This window comes from Methanomassiliicoccales archaeon, assembly GCA_029907465.1.
Classification (GTDB): Archaea; Thermoplasmatota; Thermoplasmata; order Methanomassiliicoccales; family JACIVX01; genus JACIVX01.
Map to the genome: position 1 here is coordinate 13455 of JARYLV010000017.1, position 18470 is coordinate 31924.

At 48.8% G+C, this 18470-nt stretch carries 22 protein-coding genes; 19 read left to right on the top strand and 3 right to left on the bottom strand.

Going from position 1 to position 18470, the window contains the following annotated elements; translation table 11 throughout:
• Positions 1-422: 422 nt before the first annotated feature.
• Both QHH00_06690 and QHH00_06695 read left to right on the top strand, forming a co-directional pair.
• Positions 423-1256, top strand: coding sequence for a polysaccharide deacetylase family protein (locus tag QHH00_06690; GenBank protein ID MDH7509068.1), 834 nt, complete (start codon positions 423-425; stop codon positions 1254-1256).
• Between the two features lie 5 nt (positions 1257-1261).
• Positions 1262-1879: a DUF3786 domain-containing protein gene (locus QHH00_06695; GenBank protein MDH7509069.1), complete on the top strand. Its 618-nt coding sequence runs from the start codon at positions 1262-1264 to the stop codon at positions 1877-1879.
• A gap of 95 nt (positions 1880-1974) precedes the next feature.
• Here QHH00_06695 and QHH00_06700 read toward each other — a convergent pair whose 3' ends face one another.
• On the bottom strand, positions 1975-3732 hold the full coding sequence (locus QHH00_06700; protein MDH7509070.1) for a formate--tetrahydrofolate ligase: 1758 nt from the start codon (positions 3730-3732) through the stop codon (positions 1975-1977).
• Positions 3733-3902: 170 nt separating this feature from the next.
• Here QHH00_06700 and folD point away from each other — a divergent pair, with 170 nt between their 5' ends.
• From folD to QHH00_06740, 8 genes are all read left to right on the top strand, one after another.
• Positions 3903-4808, top strand: a complete 906-nt coding sequence (gene folD, locus QHH00_06705) for a bifunctional methylenetetrahydrofolate dehydrogenase/methenyltetrahydrofolate cyclohydrolase FolD (protein MDH7509071.1) — start codon at positions 3903-3905, stop codon at positions 4806-4808.
• A 31-nt stretch (positions 4809-4839) separates the two neighbouring features.
• The gene (locus QHH00_06710) at positions 4840-5799 is read left to right on the top strand and encodes a formate/nitrite transporter family protein (GenBank protein ID MDH7509072.1); all 960 of its coding nucleotides are present in this window, start codon (positions 4840-4842) and stop codon (positions 5797-5799) included.
• Positions 5796-6281, top strand: a complete 486-nt coding sequence (locus tag QHH00_06715; protein ID MDH7509073.1) for a hypothetical protein — start codon at positions 5796-5798, stop codon at positions 6279-6281. Before QHH00_06710 ends, QHH00_06715 begins: the two co-directional genes overlap by 4 nt.
• A gap of 91 nt (positions 6282-6372) precedes the next feature.
• The gene (locus QHH00_06720) at positions 6373-7026 is read left to right on the top strand and encodes an RNA 2'-phosphotransferase (protein ID MDH7509074.1); all 654 of its coding nucleotides are present in this window, start codon (positions 6373-6375) and stop codon (positions 7024-7026) included.
• 72 nt (positions 7027-7098) lie between these two features.
• Positions 7099-7992: a DUF2797 domain-containing protein gene (locus QHH00_06725; GenBank protein ID MDH7509075.1), complete on the top strand. Its 894-nt coding sequence runs from the start codon at positions 7099-7101 to the stop codon at positions 7990-7992.
• A gap of 27 nt (positions 7993-8019) precedes the next feature.
• Entirely contained in the window at positions 8020-8982 is a 963-nt protein-coding gene (locus QHH00_06730) for a DUF1743 domain-containing protein (protein MDH7509076.1), read from the top strand.
• 76 nt (positions 8983-9058) lie between these two features.
• Entirely contained in the window at positions 9059-9847 is a 789-nt protein-coding gene (uppS, locus tag QHH00_06735) for a polyprenyl diphosphate synthase (protein ID MDH7509077.1), read from the top strand.
• 72 nt (positions 9848-9919) lie between these two features.
• On the top strand, positions 9920-11620 hold the full coding sequence (locus QHH00_06740; GenBank protein ID MDH7509078.1) for a TIGR04190 family B12-binding domain/radical SAM domain protein: 1701 nt from the start codon (positions 9920-9922) through the stop codon (positions 11618-11620).
• Positions 11621-11656: 36 nt separating this feature from the next.
• On the opposite strand, the gene proC is transcribed toward QHH00_06740, so the two are convergent.
• Positions 11657-12466 carry a pyrroline-5-carboxylate reductase gene (gene proC, locus QHH00_06745; GenBank protein MDH7509079.1) on the bottom strand — a complete coding sequence of 270 codons (810 nt, stop codon included), beginning with the start codon at positions 12464-12466 and terminating at the stop codon, positions 11657-11659.
• 203 nt (positions 12467-12669) lie between these two features.
• A complete protein-coding gene (locus QHH00_06750) occupies positions 12670-13200 on the bottom strand; it encodes a type 1 glutamine amidotransferase domain-containing protein (protein MDH7509080.1) in 531 nt (176 codons plus the stop codon).
• Positions 13201-13474: 274 nt separating this feature from the next.
• On the opposite strand from QHH00_06750, the gene ndhC reads away from it, so the two are divergent.
• The 9 genes from ndhC to nuoK all read left to right on the top strand — a co-directional run.
• Entirely contained in the window at positions 13475-13834 is a 360-nt protein-coding gene (ndhC, locus tag QHH00_06755; protein MDH7509081.1) for an NADH-quinone oxidoreductase subunit A, read from the top strand.
• Positions 13825-14388, top strand: a complete 564-nt coding sequence (locus tag QHH00_06760) for an NADH-quinone oxidoreductase subunit B family protein (GenBank protein MDH7509082.1) — start codon at positions 13825-13827, stop codon at positions 14386-14388. Before ndhC ends, QHH00_06760 begins: the two co-directional genes overlap by 10 nt.
• A gap of 9 nt (positions 14389-14397) precedes the next feature.
• Positions 14398-14874, top strand: coding sequence for an NADH-quinone oxidoreductase subunit C (locus QHH00_06765; GenBank protein MDH7509083.1), 477 nt, complete (start codon positions 14398-14400; stop codon positions 14872-14874).
• 1 nt (position 14875) lies between these two features.
• Positions 14876-15958 carry an NADH-quinone oxidoreductase subunit D gene (locus QHH00_06770; protein ID MDH7509084.1) on the top strand — a complete coding sequence of 361 codons (1083 nt, stop codon included), beginning with the start codon at positions 14876-14878 and terminating at the stop codon, positions 15956-15958.
• 4 nt (positions 15959-15962) lie between these two features.
• Positions 15963-17036 (top strand): NADH-quinone oxidoreductase subunit NuoH, encoded by a 1074-nt coding sequence (gene nuoH / locus QHH00_06775; protein MDH7509085.1) that lies wholly within the window; start codon positions 15963-15965, stop codon positions 17034-17036.
• Positions 17037-17774: a 4Fe-4S binding protein gene (locus tag QHH00_06780; GenBank protein ID MDH7509086.1), complete on the top strand. Its 738-nt coding sequence runs from the start codon at positions 17037-17039 to the stop codon at positions 17772-17774.
• Positions 17774-18037, top strand: a complete 264-nt coding sequence (locus tag QHH00_06785) for an NADH-quinone oxidoreductase subunit J (protein ID MDH7509087.1) — start codon at positions 17774-17776, stop codon at positions 18035-18037. Before QHH00_06780 ends, QHH00_06785 begins: the two co-directional genes overlap by 1 nt.
• Positions 18034-18264: an NADH-quinone oxidoreductase subunit J gene (locus tag QHH00_06790; protein ID MDH7509088.1), complete on the top strand. Its 231-nt coding sequence runs from the start codon at positions 18034-18036 to the stop codon at positions 18262-18264. Before QHH00_06785 ends, QHH00_06790 begins: the two co-directional genes overlap by 4 nt.
• Positions 18261-18470: NADH-quinone oxidoreductase subunit NuoK (nuoK, locus tag QHH00_06795; protein MDH7509089.1), on the top strand; the 210-nt coding region annotated here is incomplete at its 3' end. The genes QHH00_06790 and nuoK, both read left to right, overlap by 4 nt.

Here is an 18470-nt window from a genome sequence, read left to right on the forward strand (position 1 = left end):
CAACAAAGAATCATATTGAAATGGACCCGCTAGCGCTCGGCGACTTACAATATGGTAATCTGGAGTCTGGAATGTGACCATGAAGATCACTGCCTTCCGAGATTTCGTGAAAAGTATATATAAATTGAGAAGTGGAAAAGAGAAATGCTGAATCAGGGAGGAAAAAGTTACTGGATTTAAAAAATACCACCCTGGGGAAATAGGCATTATTTGGTTTGTCTATGAAACCTTCAACTTCCTTGCAGAAATCTACTTCCCCAATGATAGTCGCATAGCAGCTCTAATTCTCGTGACACTGCACAGCAACGATTTGAGCAAAAATAATCAGGTACACATTGAACCGAATGGCGAAAGAATCCTCCGAAATGATGAGTTTTAAGAATTGAGATAACAATTATTTCTCTGTTTACCATATCACGACTATGGGCTGCGCGACAATCACGATCGATGTTGACCGGGATGTCAATCTCCCAGAACGCGGTAGGGTCGAGGGCGTCTCGCGGGCGAGAGATGGCGATACAGCTCCTAGATTCGAATCAGCTGCGAAGGGGCTCAAGTTAATCGTATCGGTTCTCAATGATCTGGGAATAAAGGGAACTTTTTTTGTTGAAGCCGAAACCGCCAAGAAAATCGCCGAGAGGATGAATATCAAGGAACTTCTGAAGCCCCATGAGATCGCGTGTCACGGATGCAGACACGAAGACCTCACTGGTGAGCAGAGCGGGGTTAGGTTGTCGGACGAACAGGTAAGCTCGATCCTGGACGACAGCGTGGCGACAATCAAGGAGGTCTTCAACAGAAAGCCAGTGGGTTTCCGCGCACCATATTTGCATATCGATAACCGAATATTGGCAGTACTCGCGCAGAAGGGGTTTATGTATGATTCATCGATTATCAAACGACTCGACCACGGTGAAATTTATCCATATCGAATCTATGGCGCTTTGATCGAGGCACCGATCGCATCAGGCGTCGATCGCGCAGGAAAGAAGATCGTCTCATACCTCTGGCCACTGCACGAAGGGCAGAGGAAAGTTTCTGACTATGAACATTTCATCTCCCGATTTTCAGCTGGTCTATTCGTTCTGGCGACCCACAGCTGGCATCTCATCGAGAGCTATGATTTTGGGGTATTGCCTGAGGAGAAAATTGCAGAGAACGTTTCCTCGCTGCGATCCATATTAAAGACGGCGATCGATCTAGGTATAGAGTTCTGTACCGTTGAGGAGTACCTTCTTGGGAAGGCGGGCGACTGATCAAGATGAAGCGTGATTATCCAGGCCTTGAGAGAATAACTTACGAGGGGGCGCTCCAAAAAGCGTGGGATGACATTCTTGAAAGAGACATAATCGAGTTGGCAGAGCACTCGGTCAGCAAAACCTCTGAGCGTATTATTACCGTTCGATTTTTCGACAAGGAATGCACAGTCGATCTGCGTCGGAGGATCATTGAGCAGGATCAGAAACCGCTCGAACCCTTTCTTTCAATTTTAATTCTTCATTATTTACGCGGATGTTCTGAACTCCATCCGACTGGTGAGATCATTACTTTCAGAGAAATACCTGGAGGAGATCTATACTATGCTGCCTTCAAGTCAAGGGCAATCGATCCATTAGTGAGGAAATTTGGGAATGAGCCAGAAATGCTTCTCACTGCCGCGGAAAGAATTGGCGCGAAGAGAATTAAAATGGGGAGTACTGGTGTGAGGGTCGATGTGTTTGCTAAGCTTCCAGTCACTGTCGTTGTCTGGAAGGGCGATGAGGAAATCCCGAGTTCAGCAAATATATTGTTTGATAGGATTGCAGCGTCAATTCTCCCGACTGAAGATTTGGCGGTGATCGGCTCTCTAGTGGCCTCAAAACTCACGAAAGCCGTCTGAATTTAGTTTTGTACTACAGTCGTTCAATCCTTTTTTATATCATTAAAAAAAGGAAATGTATGTCCGGCCGTGCCGGACAGAATTGTTTTGATTTCTCAGAAGAGACCCTTGATCCTGCCCTTTTCATCAATATCGATGTCCATGAATGCGGGTCTGCTCGCCAGGCCGGGCATTGTGCTCATCTTTCCTACGAGCGGGTAGATGAAGCCAGCACCGACACTCGCCCTGACCTCCCTAATCGGCAGTACAAATCCCTTTGGCACGCCCTTGAGGTCTGGATCATGGCTCAAGCTCAAGTGTGTCTTTGCCATGCAAATCGGTAGATTTCCATAACCCGCATCTTCGAACGCTTTGATCTGTTTCTCGGCGAGTGGTGTGTACGTGACGCCATCAGCTCCGTAGATGTTCTTGGCAATGCACTCAATCTTTTCCTTAATCGACCATTCGAGCGGGTAGAGGAACTTGAATTTCGACGGTTTCTTGCAAGCCTCGACGACCAATTCAGCCAATTTCCTCGCTCCCTTTCCACCTTCTGCCCAGTGCGTGCACTTCGCTGCGTCCTCCGCCCCAGCCTGTATCGCGTACTTGCGGACGAGTTCAATCTCCGCATCTGTGTCTGTCTCAAATGCGTTGACGGCTACCACAACAGGGATCCCGAACAGCCTCGCATTTTTGATGTGTACCCCAAGGTTTCCGAGGCCCTTCTCCAGCAGATCGAGGTTCTCTGTCGTGTACGCCTTGTCGAGTGGCAGGCCGGGTTTGACCTTCGGACCGCCTCCATGCATCTTGAGGGCTCGTATCGTTGCGACGATCACAACACAGTTCGGAATCAACCCGCTATACCTGCACTTGATGTCGAAGAATTTCTCCATACCAATGTCGGCACCAAACCCGCTCTCTGTGACGACATAATCTGCACACTTAAGGGCGATTTGGTCGGCGACGATGCTGTTATTTCCGTGGGCGATGTTCGCGAATGGACCGGCGTGAACGAATGCTGGCTGCCCTTCAAGTGTCTGCATAAGGTTCGGCATAAGGGCATCTTTCAGGAGAACAGTTGCGGCACCAGCGACCTTGAGCCTCTCAAGTGTAACCGGTCGCCCCTTCTTATCCATTGCAACGACGACGCGGCCTATCCTTTCCCTCATGTCCTTTAGTCCAGTCGTCAGTGCTAGGATTGCCATCAGCTCACTTGCAACACTGATATCGTAACCCGTCTTTCTTGGGAAAACGGGACTCGGCGTACCATCTTCTTTCTTCGCATCGTTGAGGCCGATTTGTATCTCCCTCAGGCTTCGATCGCAGACATCGACAACACGGTTCCACATGATCGTTTCAGGGTCAATATCAATTCGCTCGAGCCCACGCTTCTGCAATTGTTCATCCGTCAGCACGCTCTCGTGATACATCCTGCTGTCGATCGCTGCAGCGATGAGGTTGTGTGCAATTGAGATCGCGTGTATGTCGCCGGTGAGGTGGAGGTTGAAATTTTCCATTGGAACAACCTGGCTGTAACCTCCTCCAGCCGCGCCACCTTTGATATTGAAGGTCGGTCCCATGCTCGGTTGCCTGATACAAGCAACGACTTTCTTCTTCAGCTCAGATCCAAGGGCTTGCACAAGGCCAATTGTCGTTGTTGTCTTGCCCTCACCCAACGGAGTAGGCGTTATTGCTGTGACATCGATGTACATCCCCTGCGGTCTGTCAGCAAATTTCTCCCGCACGTCCAAGTGGACCTTCGCGACGTACTTGCCATACAATTCCAAATCATCTGGTGTAAGGTCGATCTTCGCTGCAATGTCGAGAATCGGCTCTAATGTTGCCTCTTGGGCTATTTCCAAATCACTCTTCATGTAAAACTTCCTCCCAATCGCTTTTGTCTAGGACTTGAATTTAAAGAGGAATACCGAAGAAAATATAAAACAATTCCGAGAACAGAATATCAATCCGGCCTCGAAATTTGGGATTATTATCCAGAGAAACCTCTTCATGCCAACAAAGAATTAAATAAGCTGCCACCGTTATGGCAAGGAATAAGGTGGTAACGATGGTTGCCCGGCTGATTGATGGTAATGAAATTGCTGCACAGATCCGTGAGGAACTGAAGGCGAAAATCGCCGACCTTAAGTCAAAAGGTGTCACTCCTGGGCTTGCTGTTATTCTCGTTGGAGAGGATCCAGCTTCTCAGGTTTACGTAAGAATGAAAGGGAAGGCATGTGAAGAGCTCGGTCTTTATTCAGAGACAATAAGGCTCCCTGCCAATTATCCTGAGGATGCGCTTCTTAAGCTCATCGACGATTTGAACGCAAATCCGAAAATCCATGGGATCCTTGTTCAGTTGCCCCTTCCCGATCACATAAACGAGACAAAGGTTCTCAACCGTATCGATCCTGAGAAGGATGTTGATGGATTTCATCCCGTCAATGTAGGACGAATGCTGATCGGTGATCCTGGATTTTTGCCATGTACGCCTCATGGGATTCAGGAACTTTTGATAAGGAGCGGCAATAGTCCTGAGGGGAAACATGTCGTAGTCGTCGGGAGAAGCAATATCGTTGGGAAACCTGTTGCCGCGATACTGATGCAGAAAAAGAAGGGCGCAAATGCAACAGTTACAGTTTGTCACTCGAGGACAAAGGATCTTCCCTCGGTGACGAGGATGGGAGATATTCTCATTGCGGCTATGGGCGTCCCAGAGTTCATCAAGGCGGATATGGTTAAGGAGGGTGCCGTCGTTATCGATGTCGGCGTCAACAGGGTTGAGGATCCAAGCTCAAAGAAAGGGTATAAATTGGTAGGCGACGTCGATTTCGAGGCTGTGAAGGAAAAGGCATCTGCCATTACGCCTGTGCCCGGTGGCGTAGGCCCGATGACGATCGTCATGTTGATGAAAAACACCGTTTTGTCCGCAGAGAAAACATTGGCCTGAAACGTAGAAACCGTCTAGTGGAGTGATATCAATGACGAATAGACCATGTGATATCGTAGATCTAGCAGGCAAAGCAGGTGTTTACAAATCCAAACTGTCGCCCGGCAATTTGCTTCTTCGTGGATTTATGGCCGGTCTCTACATTGCCGTTGGTGCTGCTCTTGCTACTGTCTGTTCAACTGGTGTTGCGAATTATCTGGGCGCTGGGATAGGAAAATTGGTTGCTGGCGCTGTTTTCCCGGTAGGTCTCATTGCCATTGTATTGACAGGTATGGAGCTCTTCACAGGCGATGCCATGCTTGTGCCGATGGCGGCGATGATGAAGCTTGTCACATGGAAGCGCGTTTTTTATGTGTGGGTTTTCGTTTACATTGGAAACTTCATTGGTTCACTGTTTTGGGCGTTCCTCATGGCCGTAGGGCCATTGCAAACTGGTGACATTTCTGCTGTTTCTGGCAATGCGGTTTCTGAAAGTGGCTTCTATCTGAATGCATTTGGTGTTAATGCGATCAACATCGCTGCTGCAAAGACGCTCACATATAAGGCTGCCGGTGGGCTAATGGGGATGACGTCTGTGTTCATGAACGCCATTGCGTGTAATCTACTCGTCAATGTCGCAATTCTGCTTGCGCTTTCATCAAAGGAGATGATCGGAAAATTCTTCGGAATTTGGTTCCCGATCATGGCATTCGTTGCGAGCGGATTTGAGCACTGTGTTGCTAACATGTACTTCATTCCCGCCGGCATGATGGCGCTAGCGATGCACCCTGAGTATTCGCTGCCGGCGAACACACTGCTAGCACATTACGGAGGAATTACAGTCAGCGACTTCCTTATCTGGAATCTGATACCCGCGACGATCGGTAACATCATCGGTGGATTCCTTTTCGTTGGCGTCGTGTACTTCTATGCATTCCGTAGTGAACTGCCAACGGTCTGTCCATCCGAAGTTCCAGGTGCTCAGGCGAGGAAAGAGGAAATGAACAAATGACAAGCGTATCGAAATTGGCACTCCTGGTTGTCGCCTTTTGGGCGGCACTGGTCCTCTGGGTCTTTATCGCGACCCAGGACCTATCGTTTCTTTTGCTCGGTCTTTTCATGGTCATCATCCTTTACTTGATCCCGTTGATGATGAGTAAGATGAACAGGTCGGCGTTCAAAAAACTGGCAGAAGAATATCGAGATGGGGCGATCAGGAAAAGGATTCGGGACCTCTCGCTCGCAGACGTCGGAAACGTGGTCACCACCGAGGGATCGGTAGAGCGCCGGAGTCTACTATGGCTCTCGAGACCGAGATATCTGATTTCAGATGGCGGCAACAGTGTGACTGCAATGGCTCTTTTCGCCCCAGCCGATAAAATTGAGATCGGAGACCGCGTCAGAATTCTCGGTACGGTGACGAGGAGTCTGATAAAACCCGGTGAAATTACGATTACCGTTTTTGAAATCGAAAAAATCGATCGGTCATACTGACTTTAATTAGATCGCCTACCTGGCGCAAATCGGAACATCTCATTTTTTTCAGGAAAAAACTTAAGCAATCATATCGGATTCATCATCCGAAATGCTAAGGGAATGCAAATCACACGGTTACTTCCGAGGCGAAGCCTGCCCGATCTGCGGTGAAAAGGGTCGATTTCTGATGAATGAAAAGGAGTTGGATCAGATCGGGAGGACGATGGCAGGTGTTCTCCGCCACTTTCCAGAAAAGTTCGGACTTAAAATGGACTCTCAAGGATTTGTCAGCCTCAAGGACTTTGTTAACGCACTGAGGACACAACAAAGGAGATATCACTGGATCCGGCCGTACCATATAATAGCAATCATTGAAACAGATCCAAAGGGCCGTTACGAGGTGAGCAATGATATGATCCGTGCAACGTACGGTCACACTATCGAACTGGATCTGAAACTACCGACGGATAATACGCCTGAAAAACTCTATTACCCGACCACGCCAGAAGAGGCGGACATAATCTTGGAGACGGGGTTGAAGCCATCGGATCGAAAACTCGTTCATCTATCAAAGACGTACAAGGACGCTGTCATCGCCGGCTCTGTGAGAACTGATTCGCCTGTTATACTCGAAATAGACGCGAAAAAGGCGGTTGAGGATGGGATTGTTATCCAGAGAGCCGGGAAAACGGTTTTCCTCGTGGAAGAAGTACCAGCTTGCTATTTGAAGCGTGCTGAATCGACGGAAGAAGTGAGAGAATAATCGGACGCGCCTTATCTCTTTTTGTAAAACTTTCCGATAAATACAATTAGCTCATCAGTTAGTAGTATTCCAATGATGTTCATCACTGCAGATAAGCTACTCTCCCGCTCATACGACTCATTTCGGACTTATCACGTCCTCTCATTCTACTGGAACGATTTCGTCCCGTATCTCCAGCTTTATGACATCGGGCAACAGAAGGTAAAGGAAATTGAAATCAAGGAACTAGCCTTCTTTTCCAGCCCTGAAAAGTACTGCGTCGGGCACTTCAAGGGATCGGAATATGTCCCGTGTCCCACTTCTGCGCGAGTGACACGTTTCAGTCAGTGCCCTCAATGCGCATCGTCTTGGATCCCATATCAGGAGTGCATATTTGAGCCTAAATGCAACGGTGAACTCTGTTCCTGCGAATTCTGCAGCAAACATCATGTTGTGTATGCTGCAGTGATTCACGACACGATTAAGATCGGAATGACTGGTTTGTCGAGATTAAGGACTCGTGGGATCGAGCAGGGCGCCGATGCGATCTTGCAGCTCATAAAATGTGATGGTCGGTCGGACGCACGCAAGCTCGAGCGAAGAATCGCGAAGATACTCAATCTTCCACAACTGACAGGGCCTGAAGTCAATTCAAAGTGTTTCATGACCCCCCTGAGGAGAGCTGAGGCTGAGGAGATGCTACTCTCTATCAGGGATCGTCTCTCTAAAGAGTTTCAGGTCGTCGATAGCGAAGTTCTCTTCCTCGATCTTTATCCGATTGAACGTTATCTCGACTCACCTCTCGAACCAATTCAACCATCTGGTATTCACATCGGGAGAGTTCTCGGCGTTAAGGGGCGGTTTTTATTATACCAGGATAGATCTACAGATCAATATAGAGTTGTAGATATCTCGGATTTGCCATGTAGGTACATCAGGGATCTCCACGAAAGGGATAACTATTGGAATGAGGATGCACCCATTTAATTCGCCGAAGACCTGGGGGCGCCGTTGATGTCGAAGGTGCTTAGGCCAGAAGAGGTTATTGAGCGTTTCGGGAAATTGTTTTGCAGGAAGTTCATCACAATAGTTGATGAGGAAAACGGGATCGCGAGGATCATCGATGAATGTATCGCAAAAGGACCAGTAGAATGGGACGCCGTTAATAGGAAACGGGCTGGCGGGGTGATCACGGATGCCAGAGTTGAAGGTACGACCCTCATTATGGATGCGGTCATCGGCGAGCGGGAGGTGAAATTCGGGCCCGCATCAAAAGACCTGGGGGGGCAAGGACTCAAGGCGCTCAAGGTCGAGGGGGACTGTGTAAAAACGACATGGGTCGGGCTTGCAGGAGCGAGTATAGGTATCGGAGCTTGCCTCCCGCAAGCATCTGGGACAATTGAAACGGAATACCCTGATGATATAAAGATCGGCGGGGCGCATAGGATTGAGGTGACGATCACAACACCAAAGATGATCCGGATGATCTATGCAGTCGATGACACTGATACAAAAGAGAAAGGGGCGTCCTGGGCGATGATGTTGAAGATGGCGAATTCCTCTCCGATCGGCCATTTTCTCGAGCACAAGATCATTCAGCTGAATCCGAACGTACCAGACAAGACAACCAACTGCGTTTCAGTGGGCGTTTCTTTCGCAGTCGAAGAGAGGAAAGCAGATGAACTGACCGAATATGTGATCAAATACGTCAAAGAAAATACCTATTCAAAGAACACCACTCTCGCCATCTTTCGTGGGTTGAAAATCCCTGATGAGCTTGTGAGGTACGGACTCGAAGCGAAAAAGAATATTCTGACGGTCGACCGTGCAAGGGAAGTTGCCGAGAAAAATGGTGTTTCTCTCGTTGAGATCACCGGGAAGCGGGGGTCGATCGGCGCGGTGGCTGGCATCGGGTGTTTCGACCTCGGCATAATCTCTTCATCATTACCAGAGGACTTTGAGAGGAAACCGGATTGAGAAATAATTTAAATATCGTGCCAATTTAATCAGAATAATCAAAATTGTCCCGACAAAAGGTTATCCCTCGGGGGGCATGGCAATCAGAGAAGAAATATCGAAACTGATTTCTAACACGGCGTACCAGGCATACGAGAAGAAGTTGTTAAAAGAGGTGCTTGAGAACGAGATTCCACGCCACGTCGCGATCATCATGGATGGTAACAGGCGGTTTGCGAGGGAATTTGGCCTCCATCCAAATGAAGGGCATATCAAAGGAAAGGACAAGCTGGAAGAAGTAATGGAATGGTGCCTCGAACTCGGTATCAGGATCCTTACCGTCTATGCCTTTTCTACTGAGAACTTGCAGAGGGATAAGGACGAAGTGGACTATCTTATGAATCTTTTTGAAGAAAACTTTCTCAAGCTCGGCGATGATGAAAGAATCCACAAGCATAAGATAAAGGTCAGAGTCCTAGGGCAGCGCGAGCTCCTTCCAGAGAGGGTGAGGAGGGCAATCGAATACGCAGAACGGCGCACTGCTGATTATGATCAGTACTTCTACAACATTGCTGTCGCCTACGGTAGTAGGCAAGAGATCATACAGGCTATCAAGCAGATCGCCGAGAAGGTCAAACAGGGGGAGTTGAGTGTGGAGGAGATCGATGAGAAGGTCTTCTCGAATTTTCTCTACACAGCTGACTTCCCGGACCCCGATCTCATTCTGCGCACATCTGGAGAAGAAAGAGTATCGAACTTCTTACTCTGGCAGCTTGCTTATTCCGAGCTTTATTTCACGGATGTGTACTGGCCGGGGTTCAGGAAAATTGATTTCTTGAGGGCGATCAGGTCTTATCAGCTCAGACAGAGACGATTCGGTAGATGAAGATTTTATGTATTCCTTCCTCACTCGGGCAACCGACTAAGAGGAGGGCATCACCTGGCGAAAGAAGATCTCATTCTCGTCCATGCGCCAAGCGTCTATGACTTCAGAAAGGAAACGATCTTTTATGGCCCGATCAGCGACCTCATTCCCTCGACGCCTGTCTTTGAGATGTATCCCTTCGGTTTTGTTACGATCGCCTCATATCTGCATAAACAGGGATACAGGGTGAGGATCGTCAATCTCGCATCTCTGATGCTCCACGATAAGAATTTTGACGTCGAATCATTTATCAAGAACCTCTCCTCGACCGCATACGGTATAGACCTTCACTGGCTTCCACATGCGCATGGCTCTCTAGAAGTCGCGAAAATCATCAAAGAACATCATCCAGATTCCAAAGTCATTTTTGGTGGTTTTTCATCGACTTATTTTCACAGAGAGTTGATCAATTACCCTCAGGTAGACATGGTTCTGCGCGGCGACTCGACTGAAATACCCGTCGCATCTCTCATTGAAACGATTGAAAAAGGTGGCGATTTTGCCGAGGTCCCTAATTTGACTTGGAAAAAAGACGGGAGAGCCTTTGAGAACCCGCTATCCTTCGTGCCTGCGGACATCGATTTTCTCGATGTGGATTACGGTTGGATGATCAAATCCGTGATAAGGTACCGCGATCTTGAGGGGTTCAAGCCGTTCAGGGACTGGGACAGGTATCCCCTGACTGCAGTTTTTTCGGTTAGGGGTTGCACGATGGACTGCGCCGTATGCGGTGGATCGTGCACCGCGATGAGGACATTTCTCGGCAGACCGAGACCAGCATTCAGGACACCAGAGAGGCTTGCTGCTGATGTATATAATATCGGATGTCATTTTGACTCTCCGATTTTCGTCGTTGGGGACCTCCGTCAGGGTGGAAAGGACTACGCGAGGAGATTCTTTGATGAGGTGAAAGAGCTCGGTGTTGAGAACCACCTCGTCCTTGAGATATTTACACCCGCCGATAGAGAATTCTTCCGCATGGCGTCTGAGGCATTAGAGGAGTACTCGGTTCAATTCTCCCCAGACTCCCATGAGGAGGATGTCAGATTCGTACTCGGCAGAAAGTTCGACAATGCGTCTATTGAGTCTACTGTTGCAAATGCATTAAGTCATGGATGCAGCCGGTTCGATATGTTTTTCATGATCGGCCTCCCTAATCAGACAGCTAAGTCAGCGATCGAAACATCCGATTACGCGCGCCACCTCTATGAGAAGCTCAATCAAAGGGAGAAATTGTTTTTCTACATATCGCCACTCGCCCCCTTCCTTGACCCTGGTAGCCGCGCGTTCGAGGCCCCTGAGGCATACGGTTACAGGGTTTTTGCCAGGACGCTTGAGGAGCATCGCTCGAGGCTGCTCAATGCTAGCTGGAAGTACGTCCTCTCGTATGAAACAAAATGGATGACAAGGGATGAGATTGTTGGGACTTCGTATGAGGCGGCGGACCGGCTTAACAAAGTGCGGTTTGAGGAAGGCCTGATGTCATCGGAAGACTATGAATTTCTGTCGGAGCGTATTCGCCTCGCTAAATGGATGGTGAAGGAAATCGATTCGGCAGTATTGGTGGACGATCCCAAGGAAAGGACTCTTCGACTTCAAACAATTAAAGAGAAGGCAGATAAACTTATGGAGTCAACGATCTGTAAGAAGAGAGACTTAGAATGGGATACGAAGGGGGTTTTCAAGAGTATTCCGCGGGCACTCATCGGTTTCCTAAAAAAGAAAAAGGTCTAGTGAGGCCTTTGCCGGTGGGCATGTCGCCTGATTTTCTTATTGTTTTTCACCGAGCTCCATCGACCTCAGTGCGGCGGCGTATACAGCCTCGATCAGAGCCCCTCTGACGCCGGCAGACTCCAGTATGGCCAATCCCTCAATCGTCGTACCCGCTGGTGACGCGACCTGGTCTTTGAGCTCCCCCGGGTGCTTTTTTGTTACGAGGACAGCCTTTGCCGAGCCGTAGACTGTTTGTGCGGCGAGCGCGAGTGCGACATCCCTTGGGAGTCCCGCTCTCACACCGCCATCCGCAAGCGCCTCAATGACCAAGTAAACGAAGGCGGGGCCGCTCCCACTCAGACCAGTTACTGCGTCAATGAGTTTCTCATCTAGGCAGAATGCAATGCCAACGGACTCTAGGATCCTCTGGACGATTTCTTTGTCTTTCTCTTTCGCATACTTTCCCAGCGCGTAGCCCGAGGCTGACGCACCAACGAGACAAGCGTGATTGGGCATGACCCTGATGACCCTCACACCAGGGTTCAGTCTCGATTCGATGAAATTGATGCGAACACCTGCAGCGATAGAGATGATTAGTTTTTCCGCTGTGAGGTAGGGCCTCAATTCTTCAAGGACCATGCCAACGACGTTGGGCTTGACAGCAAGAACGACGATCTCCGATACTTTCGCAACTTCTATGTTGTTGTCCGTTGTCTGAATGCCTATTGATTTGGAAATATATTCCCTTCTTTCAGGAATAATCTCACTCGCTATGATCTCCTCTTCCTTTGCAAAACCGACCGAGATGATTCCCTTCATTAACGCCTCGGCCATATTCCCCGCACCAATGAATCCAATCTTTTTCATCGATTCACCTCAATATCGATGTCCATTCCTCTCTTCAAATCGTGACACGCAAATCGACTTGATCAATTGCGTTCTTTATTGGGAAACACAACATGTCGGAGCTGCTTAAATAAGTTAGTGAAACTTATGCGAAGGGATGTAAAATAGGAGAGAAGATCTTTTTGAAATGGAATCTCATCGAGAAGAATGGCGCACAAGCTCATTTAATTTCCAAGGATCTTCAATATCTCCCTCATGAACGCTGGGAGATCTGATGGTTTTCGTGAAGTGACGAGGTTCCCGTCTGTCACGACTTCCTCATCTTTGAACCGCGCACCTGCATTGATCAGATCATCTTTGATCGCGATAACCCCTGTGACCTTCTTGCCTTTCAAAATCCCCGCAGAGATAAGAACCGAGCCTCCGTGGCAAATCGCCGCCACGAGCTTACCCGCTTCGAAGATCTCTCTTACAAATCCGTTGATCTGGGGGTATCTCCTCAACTTGTCGGGTGCCCACCCGCCCGGGACTATGACGCCATCAAATTTCTGTGGCTCCGCTTCTGAGATTTGAATATCTGGTTTAATTTCATAGCCATGCTTACTGCGATACACGTCACTACTGCCAGTGCCGACCACGATTGGCTCATGTCCTGCCTCCCTAAGTCGCAAGATCGGATACCAAAGTTCGAGGTCTTCATAGTCGTTTTCAACAAGAATTGCAATCCTTTTACCCAATAAATCACCGATTTTCATTACAGACTCACAATCCTTAAACCTTTAGGCGGGACAAGTGGTCAATCATTGGAGTATCTCAACAGGAAAGTCAATGAGATTGTTCATACCGAATATTATTCGCAGACGAGAAATTTTTTATTAACAGTGATGCACCGAAGGTGATTAGGAACCAATATGATTGGTTTCCACAACCCATTTTACAACCTAAAGACTGCTGGTCTACTCACGTTTCGCTTTCTGCCGAAGGTAATTACATGGAAAATTTAAATAAAGGCAGTATATTGTGCCTCCGATGTTGCTCGAAAAGTATCTTCCTGTTGCGATTTTCGCAATGGTAACAATACTTTTCCCTGTACTCGCCTTCTATGTCTCCAGGTTCTTTAGACCTACGAGAAAAACAGCCCAGAAGACACTCACATACGAGTGTGGGGAAGTACCAATCGGTGAAGCACAAATTCAATTTCATTTCCAATATTATATTTTCGGTATTATATTCGTGATCTTTGATATAATTACTATTTTCCTGATGGTATGGGCCCTTGCATTTTCTGGCCTCTCAGACCTGGCTAAAGTTTACATGGCAATCTTTGTGGTCATATTACTAATTGGCCTTGCATATGCACTGAAGAAGGAGGAGATCATTTGGATCTGAGTCTGGCACCTAACGCAATAGCGATGAGTGTGAGGGAGTTCGTCAAATGGTCTTCCGAACTGTTCGACGATCTCATGCGGGCTACAGGGGTAAAAAGGGCAGTCGACAAGATCACGACGCCGATCTGGAGCTGGTCCCTCCGGAACTCGATTTTCCCTCTACACTTTGGTATCGCATGCTGTGCTCTGGAAATGGCAGCCTCATCAGCTCCCAGATGGGACGCGGAACGCTTCGGCATCGTCTACAGGTCCTCTCCGAGACAGTGCGATGTTCTATTGGTGAATGGCTGGGTGACGACAAAACTGCGACCTGATCTGAGGCGCTTGTATGAACAGATGCCGGAACCCAAATGGGTTATCGCAATGGGCGAATGTGCGATCTCCGGCGGTCCCTGGTACGATTCGCATACCGTCGTACAAGGTGTTGATACCTTCATTCCAGTCGATATTTATGTTCCTGGTTGCCCGCCGAGACCTGAAGCTCTTCTCGACGGTTTCCTAAAATTGCAAGATAAGATAAGGGCATCAACGAAAGGCAGATTCCTAGAAGATTGAGGTGGAACTGTGAATTCTACTGGCGGTCTAGAGACATCAGGATCGACAGAGGAAGCGATTGTCGACGCCGTGCGAAAGACCTTTCCAGATGGCGTCACGATAGGAGGTATTGCGCCGAGAAGGATCTTCGCGAGGGCCGATAGGGCTATTATCTACAAACTGTGCGAATTCCTCAAGAATGAGTTGAAGTTCGATCATGTTTCCTGCGTGACTGGTGTTGATAGAATCGATCGTTTTCAGGTTGTTTATCATCTTTCATCCTATGAGAACCGTTGTGTTCTTGAAATCACCGTTGATATTCCTCACGACGATCCTGAAATAGACTCGGTTACGCCCCTCTGGGGCGGTGCCAACTGGCATGAGCGGGAGGCCTACGATATGTTTGGCATCCGCTTCAAGAACCACCCACGGCTTGAACGGATCTTCTTGCCAGAGGATACTCAGTACTTCCCGTTCAGGAAAGACTTCAAGTTGGGGAGGCAGTGAAATGGCTGAGATGTGGATTAACATGGGGCCTCAGCACCCGATGACTCACGGGCTCTGGAACCTGAGGGTCAAAGTCGATGGTGAAACGATCGTCGATGCTGAGCCCGTTGTTGGTTATTTGCACCGTGGGTGGGAAAAGCTCGTGGAAAATCGGATGTACCCTCAAATCATCCCTCTTTCTGATAGGCTTTGTTACGGGGCGTCGATGTCCTGGAGTCACCTCTACTGCCTGACGATTGAGGAGCTGATGGGCGTCGAAGTTCCCGAGAGAGCAGAATACATTCGTGTCATCGTATTGGAACTGCAGAGGATTGCGAGCCATCTCATGTGGCTCGCGGCCTATGGTACTGATCTCGGCCTCTTGACCGGGTTCGTGTACGCAATGAGAGAGAGGGAACTCTTTCTCGATCTTTTGCAGAGTGTCAGTGGCGCGCGGATGACTTATAATTACATGAGAATCGGTGGTGTCAGGAACGATTTACCGCCGAATTTTGAAAGGGATTGCCTCAGGACGCTGGATTACTTTGAGAAAAAGCTCGACGAGTACGAGCAGATCTACGATGGAAGTGACATTTTTCTCATGAGGACACAGGATATTGGATACCTGAAGCCAGCAGACGCGATCAACCTCGGCGTGACCGGGCCGACCCTAAGGGGGAGCGGCGTTAAGATCGATATACGGGAACATGATCCCTATTCTGTATATGACGAGCTGGATTGGGACATATGCACTCATCCAGATTGCGATTGCTATGCGAGATACAGGGTCCGCATGGATGAGATGAGAATGAGTTGTCACATCATTAGAGAAGCGTTTAAAAAGATGCCTGATGGGCCTGTGCGCGTCAAAGTGCCAAGAAACGCGCCCAAGCGCACCGCTTTCGCGAGGGTTGAGGATCCTAGAGGGGAAGGCCTCATGTACGTAATTGGCGACGGAACCGACAGGCCGTTTAGATTGAAGGTGAGGAGTCCGATATTCGTCACGGTCTCTGCCGTTCCTATCATGCTGAAGGGTTACAAGGTGGCGGATGTTCCTGCGATCATGGGATCAGTTGACATGTGCCTAGGAGAGACGGACAGGTGAGTGGATGGATCTCTACAGTTTCACCGAAGGAATTGTCAGGTGGCTCGTCGGAATTATCAGTTATTTTGTAGATTGGCTTGGATTTCATGGATTTGCTGGCTGGATCGAGAGTCCAGGTGTCATTCAATTCCTCACGATATTTGGTGTGGCTCTTATCGTTTTTATCGTTGGGTTTTTGATCGCGATCACAATGATATGGCAGGAGAGGAAGACGCTCGGAAGGCTCATGGATCGGCGTGGAGCGATGGTCGTTGGCCCCGCCGGCTATTTCCAGAATATTGCTGACGGTCTCAAGACTTTTCTCAAAGAGATCATCATTCCAGAGAAAGCGGACAAGAAGGGATATAACTGGGCGCCTGTCATCATCATCGGTTCGTCTATTCTTCTTATTGGTCTGATTCCGATGAGTGACCGCTTTTTCGTCTGCGATATCGATGGCGGCCTCATTTTTATTTTCGCCGTTTTCAGCATCACGCCCTTCGCTATACTAATCGGTGGCTGGGCGTCGAATAACAAGTACACATTGATTGGTGGCATGCGATCGGCTGCCCAGCTGATAAGCTATGAAGTCCCTCTGCTTCTCTCGCTCGTTGGTGTCGTGATCTTGACTGGTAGCCTCAATCTGGGGGAAATTGTGCACGCACAGCAGGAATCAGTCTGGTTTGTGATCCCTCAGTTCATTGGTTTTATTGTGTTTTTGATCACGATTGTCGCGGAAGTTGAGAGGATCCCGTTTGACCTGCCTGAGGCTGAGGCCGAACTTGTCGAAGGATGGTGGACAGAATACGGTGGCATGAGGTTCGGCCTCCTCATGCTCGCAGAGTATTTCCGGGGGTACGCAGGGGCCGCAGTTGCAGTTCTCCTTTTCCTCGGAGGTTGGAGCGGGCCGATCCTCCCCCCTGAAATCTGGTTTTTGATCAAGGTCTTCATCGTATTCTTCGTTTTCATATGGATCCGCGGCTCTTTGACGAGGGTGAGGATTGACCAGATTCTCAACATCGGATGGAAGCGTCTCATCCCCCTCTCGATGGTCAATATCGTCATCGCGGTCGTCATTAAATCGATGGGGTGGTTGTGATTGCCTGAAAGGAAACTAAAGAAGAAGAATATCGGTGTGACTGGGTACATCCTCAAACCCATGTACGCCACCCTCAGAGAAACGATCAGGGCAACGGTTCATCGCCCGAACACAGTATTGTATCCCTGGGAGAAGCTTGTCCTGCCCGATAATTACAGGGGACGCCCTGGCCTGCTCATGGATCGGTGCATTGGTTGTGGCATTTGCATGAGGATCTGCCCGACCAAATGCATTGAGCTCGTGGAAGTGGAGTATAAAGGCCAGGCCAAGGTCAAACGGCCCAAGGTCAACTTAGGGAGGTGCATGATGTGCGGTTACTGTGCTGAGTATTGTCCTAAGAATGCGATGATCGTGACACCTGAGTATGAGCTCGCCGCCTTTACCCGCGAAGATCTGATATATGATCCCTATAAACTCCAGCACGAATACAAACCCGGATATGAGGTCCATCTTGTCGAAGTGACACCATCGGAGCTCAAGAGGGGCGTGGTTGCCGCACCTGCGGAAAGAAAGCCAGAATCAAAGGACAAACCGGAGCTCGACGAAAGGAAGTGTATTGGCTGCTCTCGATGTGCAAAAGTCTGTCCAGCAGGGGCGATTGAGATGATTCAAGCCGGTGTCAGTGACAAGGGAAAGCCGATCAAGCGGCCGAAATTCGATTACGATAAATGCGTAAGTTGCGAGCAGTGCGTTGAGAACTGTCCACGGGATGCGCTCGTGATGAAGGAGGCTCTGTGATGGAATGGGATTTGCTTTTCTTTTTGATCTTCGCAATAATCACAGTCGCTGCAGCAGTTTTCGTTGTCGCTTCAAAAGAGATTGTGCACAGTGTCATGTACCTCGCACTGACTTTCATCGGTGTTGCCATTATCTTCTTTTTCTTGAGCGCCGAATATGTCGCAATCATCCAGATCCTAATCTACGTCGGGGCAGTGTCCGTACTCATGTTATTCGGTATCATGTTGACCAAGAGACGGCTCACTGGAGGTGAGCGCATATGAATCGACAGAGAATCTTGGCAATCACTTCAGCTAGCGTATTCCTCATCATCATTCTAGCGTCCCTATCGCTTTCATCATGGAGGGCAGGGGAAATCACTGAGATCGGCATGCACCAAATCGGTCTTTCTCTCTTCGAGGATTACGGGATCACATTCCTGATCATCGGTATCCTCATGTTCGTGGCAATGCTCGGTGGCGTGTTCCTAGCGAAGGAGGAGAGTAAATGATACCGCTCGAATACTTCCTTGCGCTGGCGGCGATCTTGTTTGTCATCGGTGCTTACGGGGTGCTGACAAAGCGCAACGCGATCGTCGTCTTGATGTCGATCGAGTTGATGCTGAATTCAGCAAACATCAATTTTGTCGCCTTCTCATCTTTTTACAACGATGTGAGGGGCCAGATCTTTGCGCTGTTCTCGATCGCGATCGCGGCA

Coding starts and splice junctions, on each gene's coding strand:
- nuoH (MDH7509085.1), top strand. CDS start 15,963: ATGGATCTCTACAGTTTCACCGAAGGAATTGTCAGGTGGCTCGTCGGA.
- QHH00_06730 (MDH7509076.1), top strand. CDS start 8,020: ATGTCGAAGGTGCTTAGGCCAGAAGAGGTTATTGAGCGTTTCGGGAAA.
- folD (MDH7509071.1), top strand. CDS start 3,903: ATGGCAAGGAATAAGGTGGTAACGATGGTTGCCCGGCTGATTGATGGT.
- proC (MDH7509079.1), bottom strand. CDS start 12,466: ATGAAAAAGATTGGATTCATTGGTGCGGGGAATATGGCCGAGGCGTTA.
- QHH00_06715 (MDH7509073.1), top strand. CDS start 5,796: ATGACAAGCGTATCGAAATTGGCACTCCTGGTTGTCGCCTTTTGGGCG.
- QHH00_06720 (MDH7509074.1), top strand. CDS start 6,373: ATGCTAAGGGAATGCAAATCACACGGTTACTTCCGAGGCGAAGCCTGC.
- QHH00_06725 (MDH7509075.1), top strand. CDS start 7,099: ATGATGTTCATCACTGCAGATAAGCTACTCTCCCGCTCATACGACTCA.
- QHH00_06710 (MDH7509072.1), top strand. CDS start 4,840: ATGACGAATAGACCATGTGATATCGTAGATCTAGCAGGCAAAGCAGGT.
- QHH00_06770 (MDH7509084.1), top strand. CDS start 14,876: ATGGCTGAGATGTGGATTAACATGGGGCCTCAGCACCCGATGACTCAC.
- QHH00_06750 (MDH7509080.1), bottom strand. CDS start 13,200: ATGAAAATCGGTGATTTATTGGGTAAAAGGATTGCAATTCTTGTTGAA.
- QHH00_06785 (MDH7509087.1), top strand. CDS start 17,774: ATGGAATGGGATTTGCTTTTCTTTTTGATCTTCGCAATAATCACAGTC.
- ndhC (MDH7509081.1), top strand. CDS start 13,475: ATGTTGCTCGAAAAGTATCTTCCTGTTGCGATTTTCGCAATGGTAACA.
- QHH00_06790 (MDH7509088.1), top strand. CDS start 18,034: ATGAATCGACAGAGAATCTTGGCAATCACTTCAGCTAGCGTATTCCTC.
- QHH00_06700 (MDH7509070.1), bottom strand. CDS start 3,732: ATGAAGAGTGATTTGGAAATAGCCCAAGAGGCAACATTAGAGCCGATT.
- QHH00_06695 (MDH7509069.1), top strand. CDS start 1,262: ATGAAGCGTGATTATCCAGGCCTTGAGAGAATAACTTACGAGGGGGCG.
- uppS (MDH7509077.1), top strand. CDS start 9,059: ATGGCAATCAGAGAAGAAATATCGAAACTGATTTCTAACACGGCGTAC.
- QHH00_06690 (MDH7509068.1), top strand. CDS start 423: ATGGGCTGCGCGACAATCACGATCGATGTTGACCGGGATGTCAATCTC.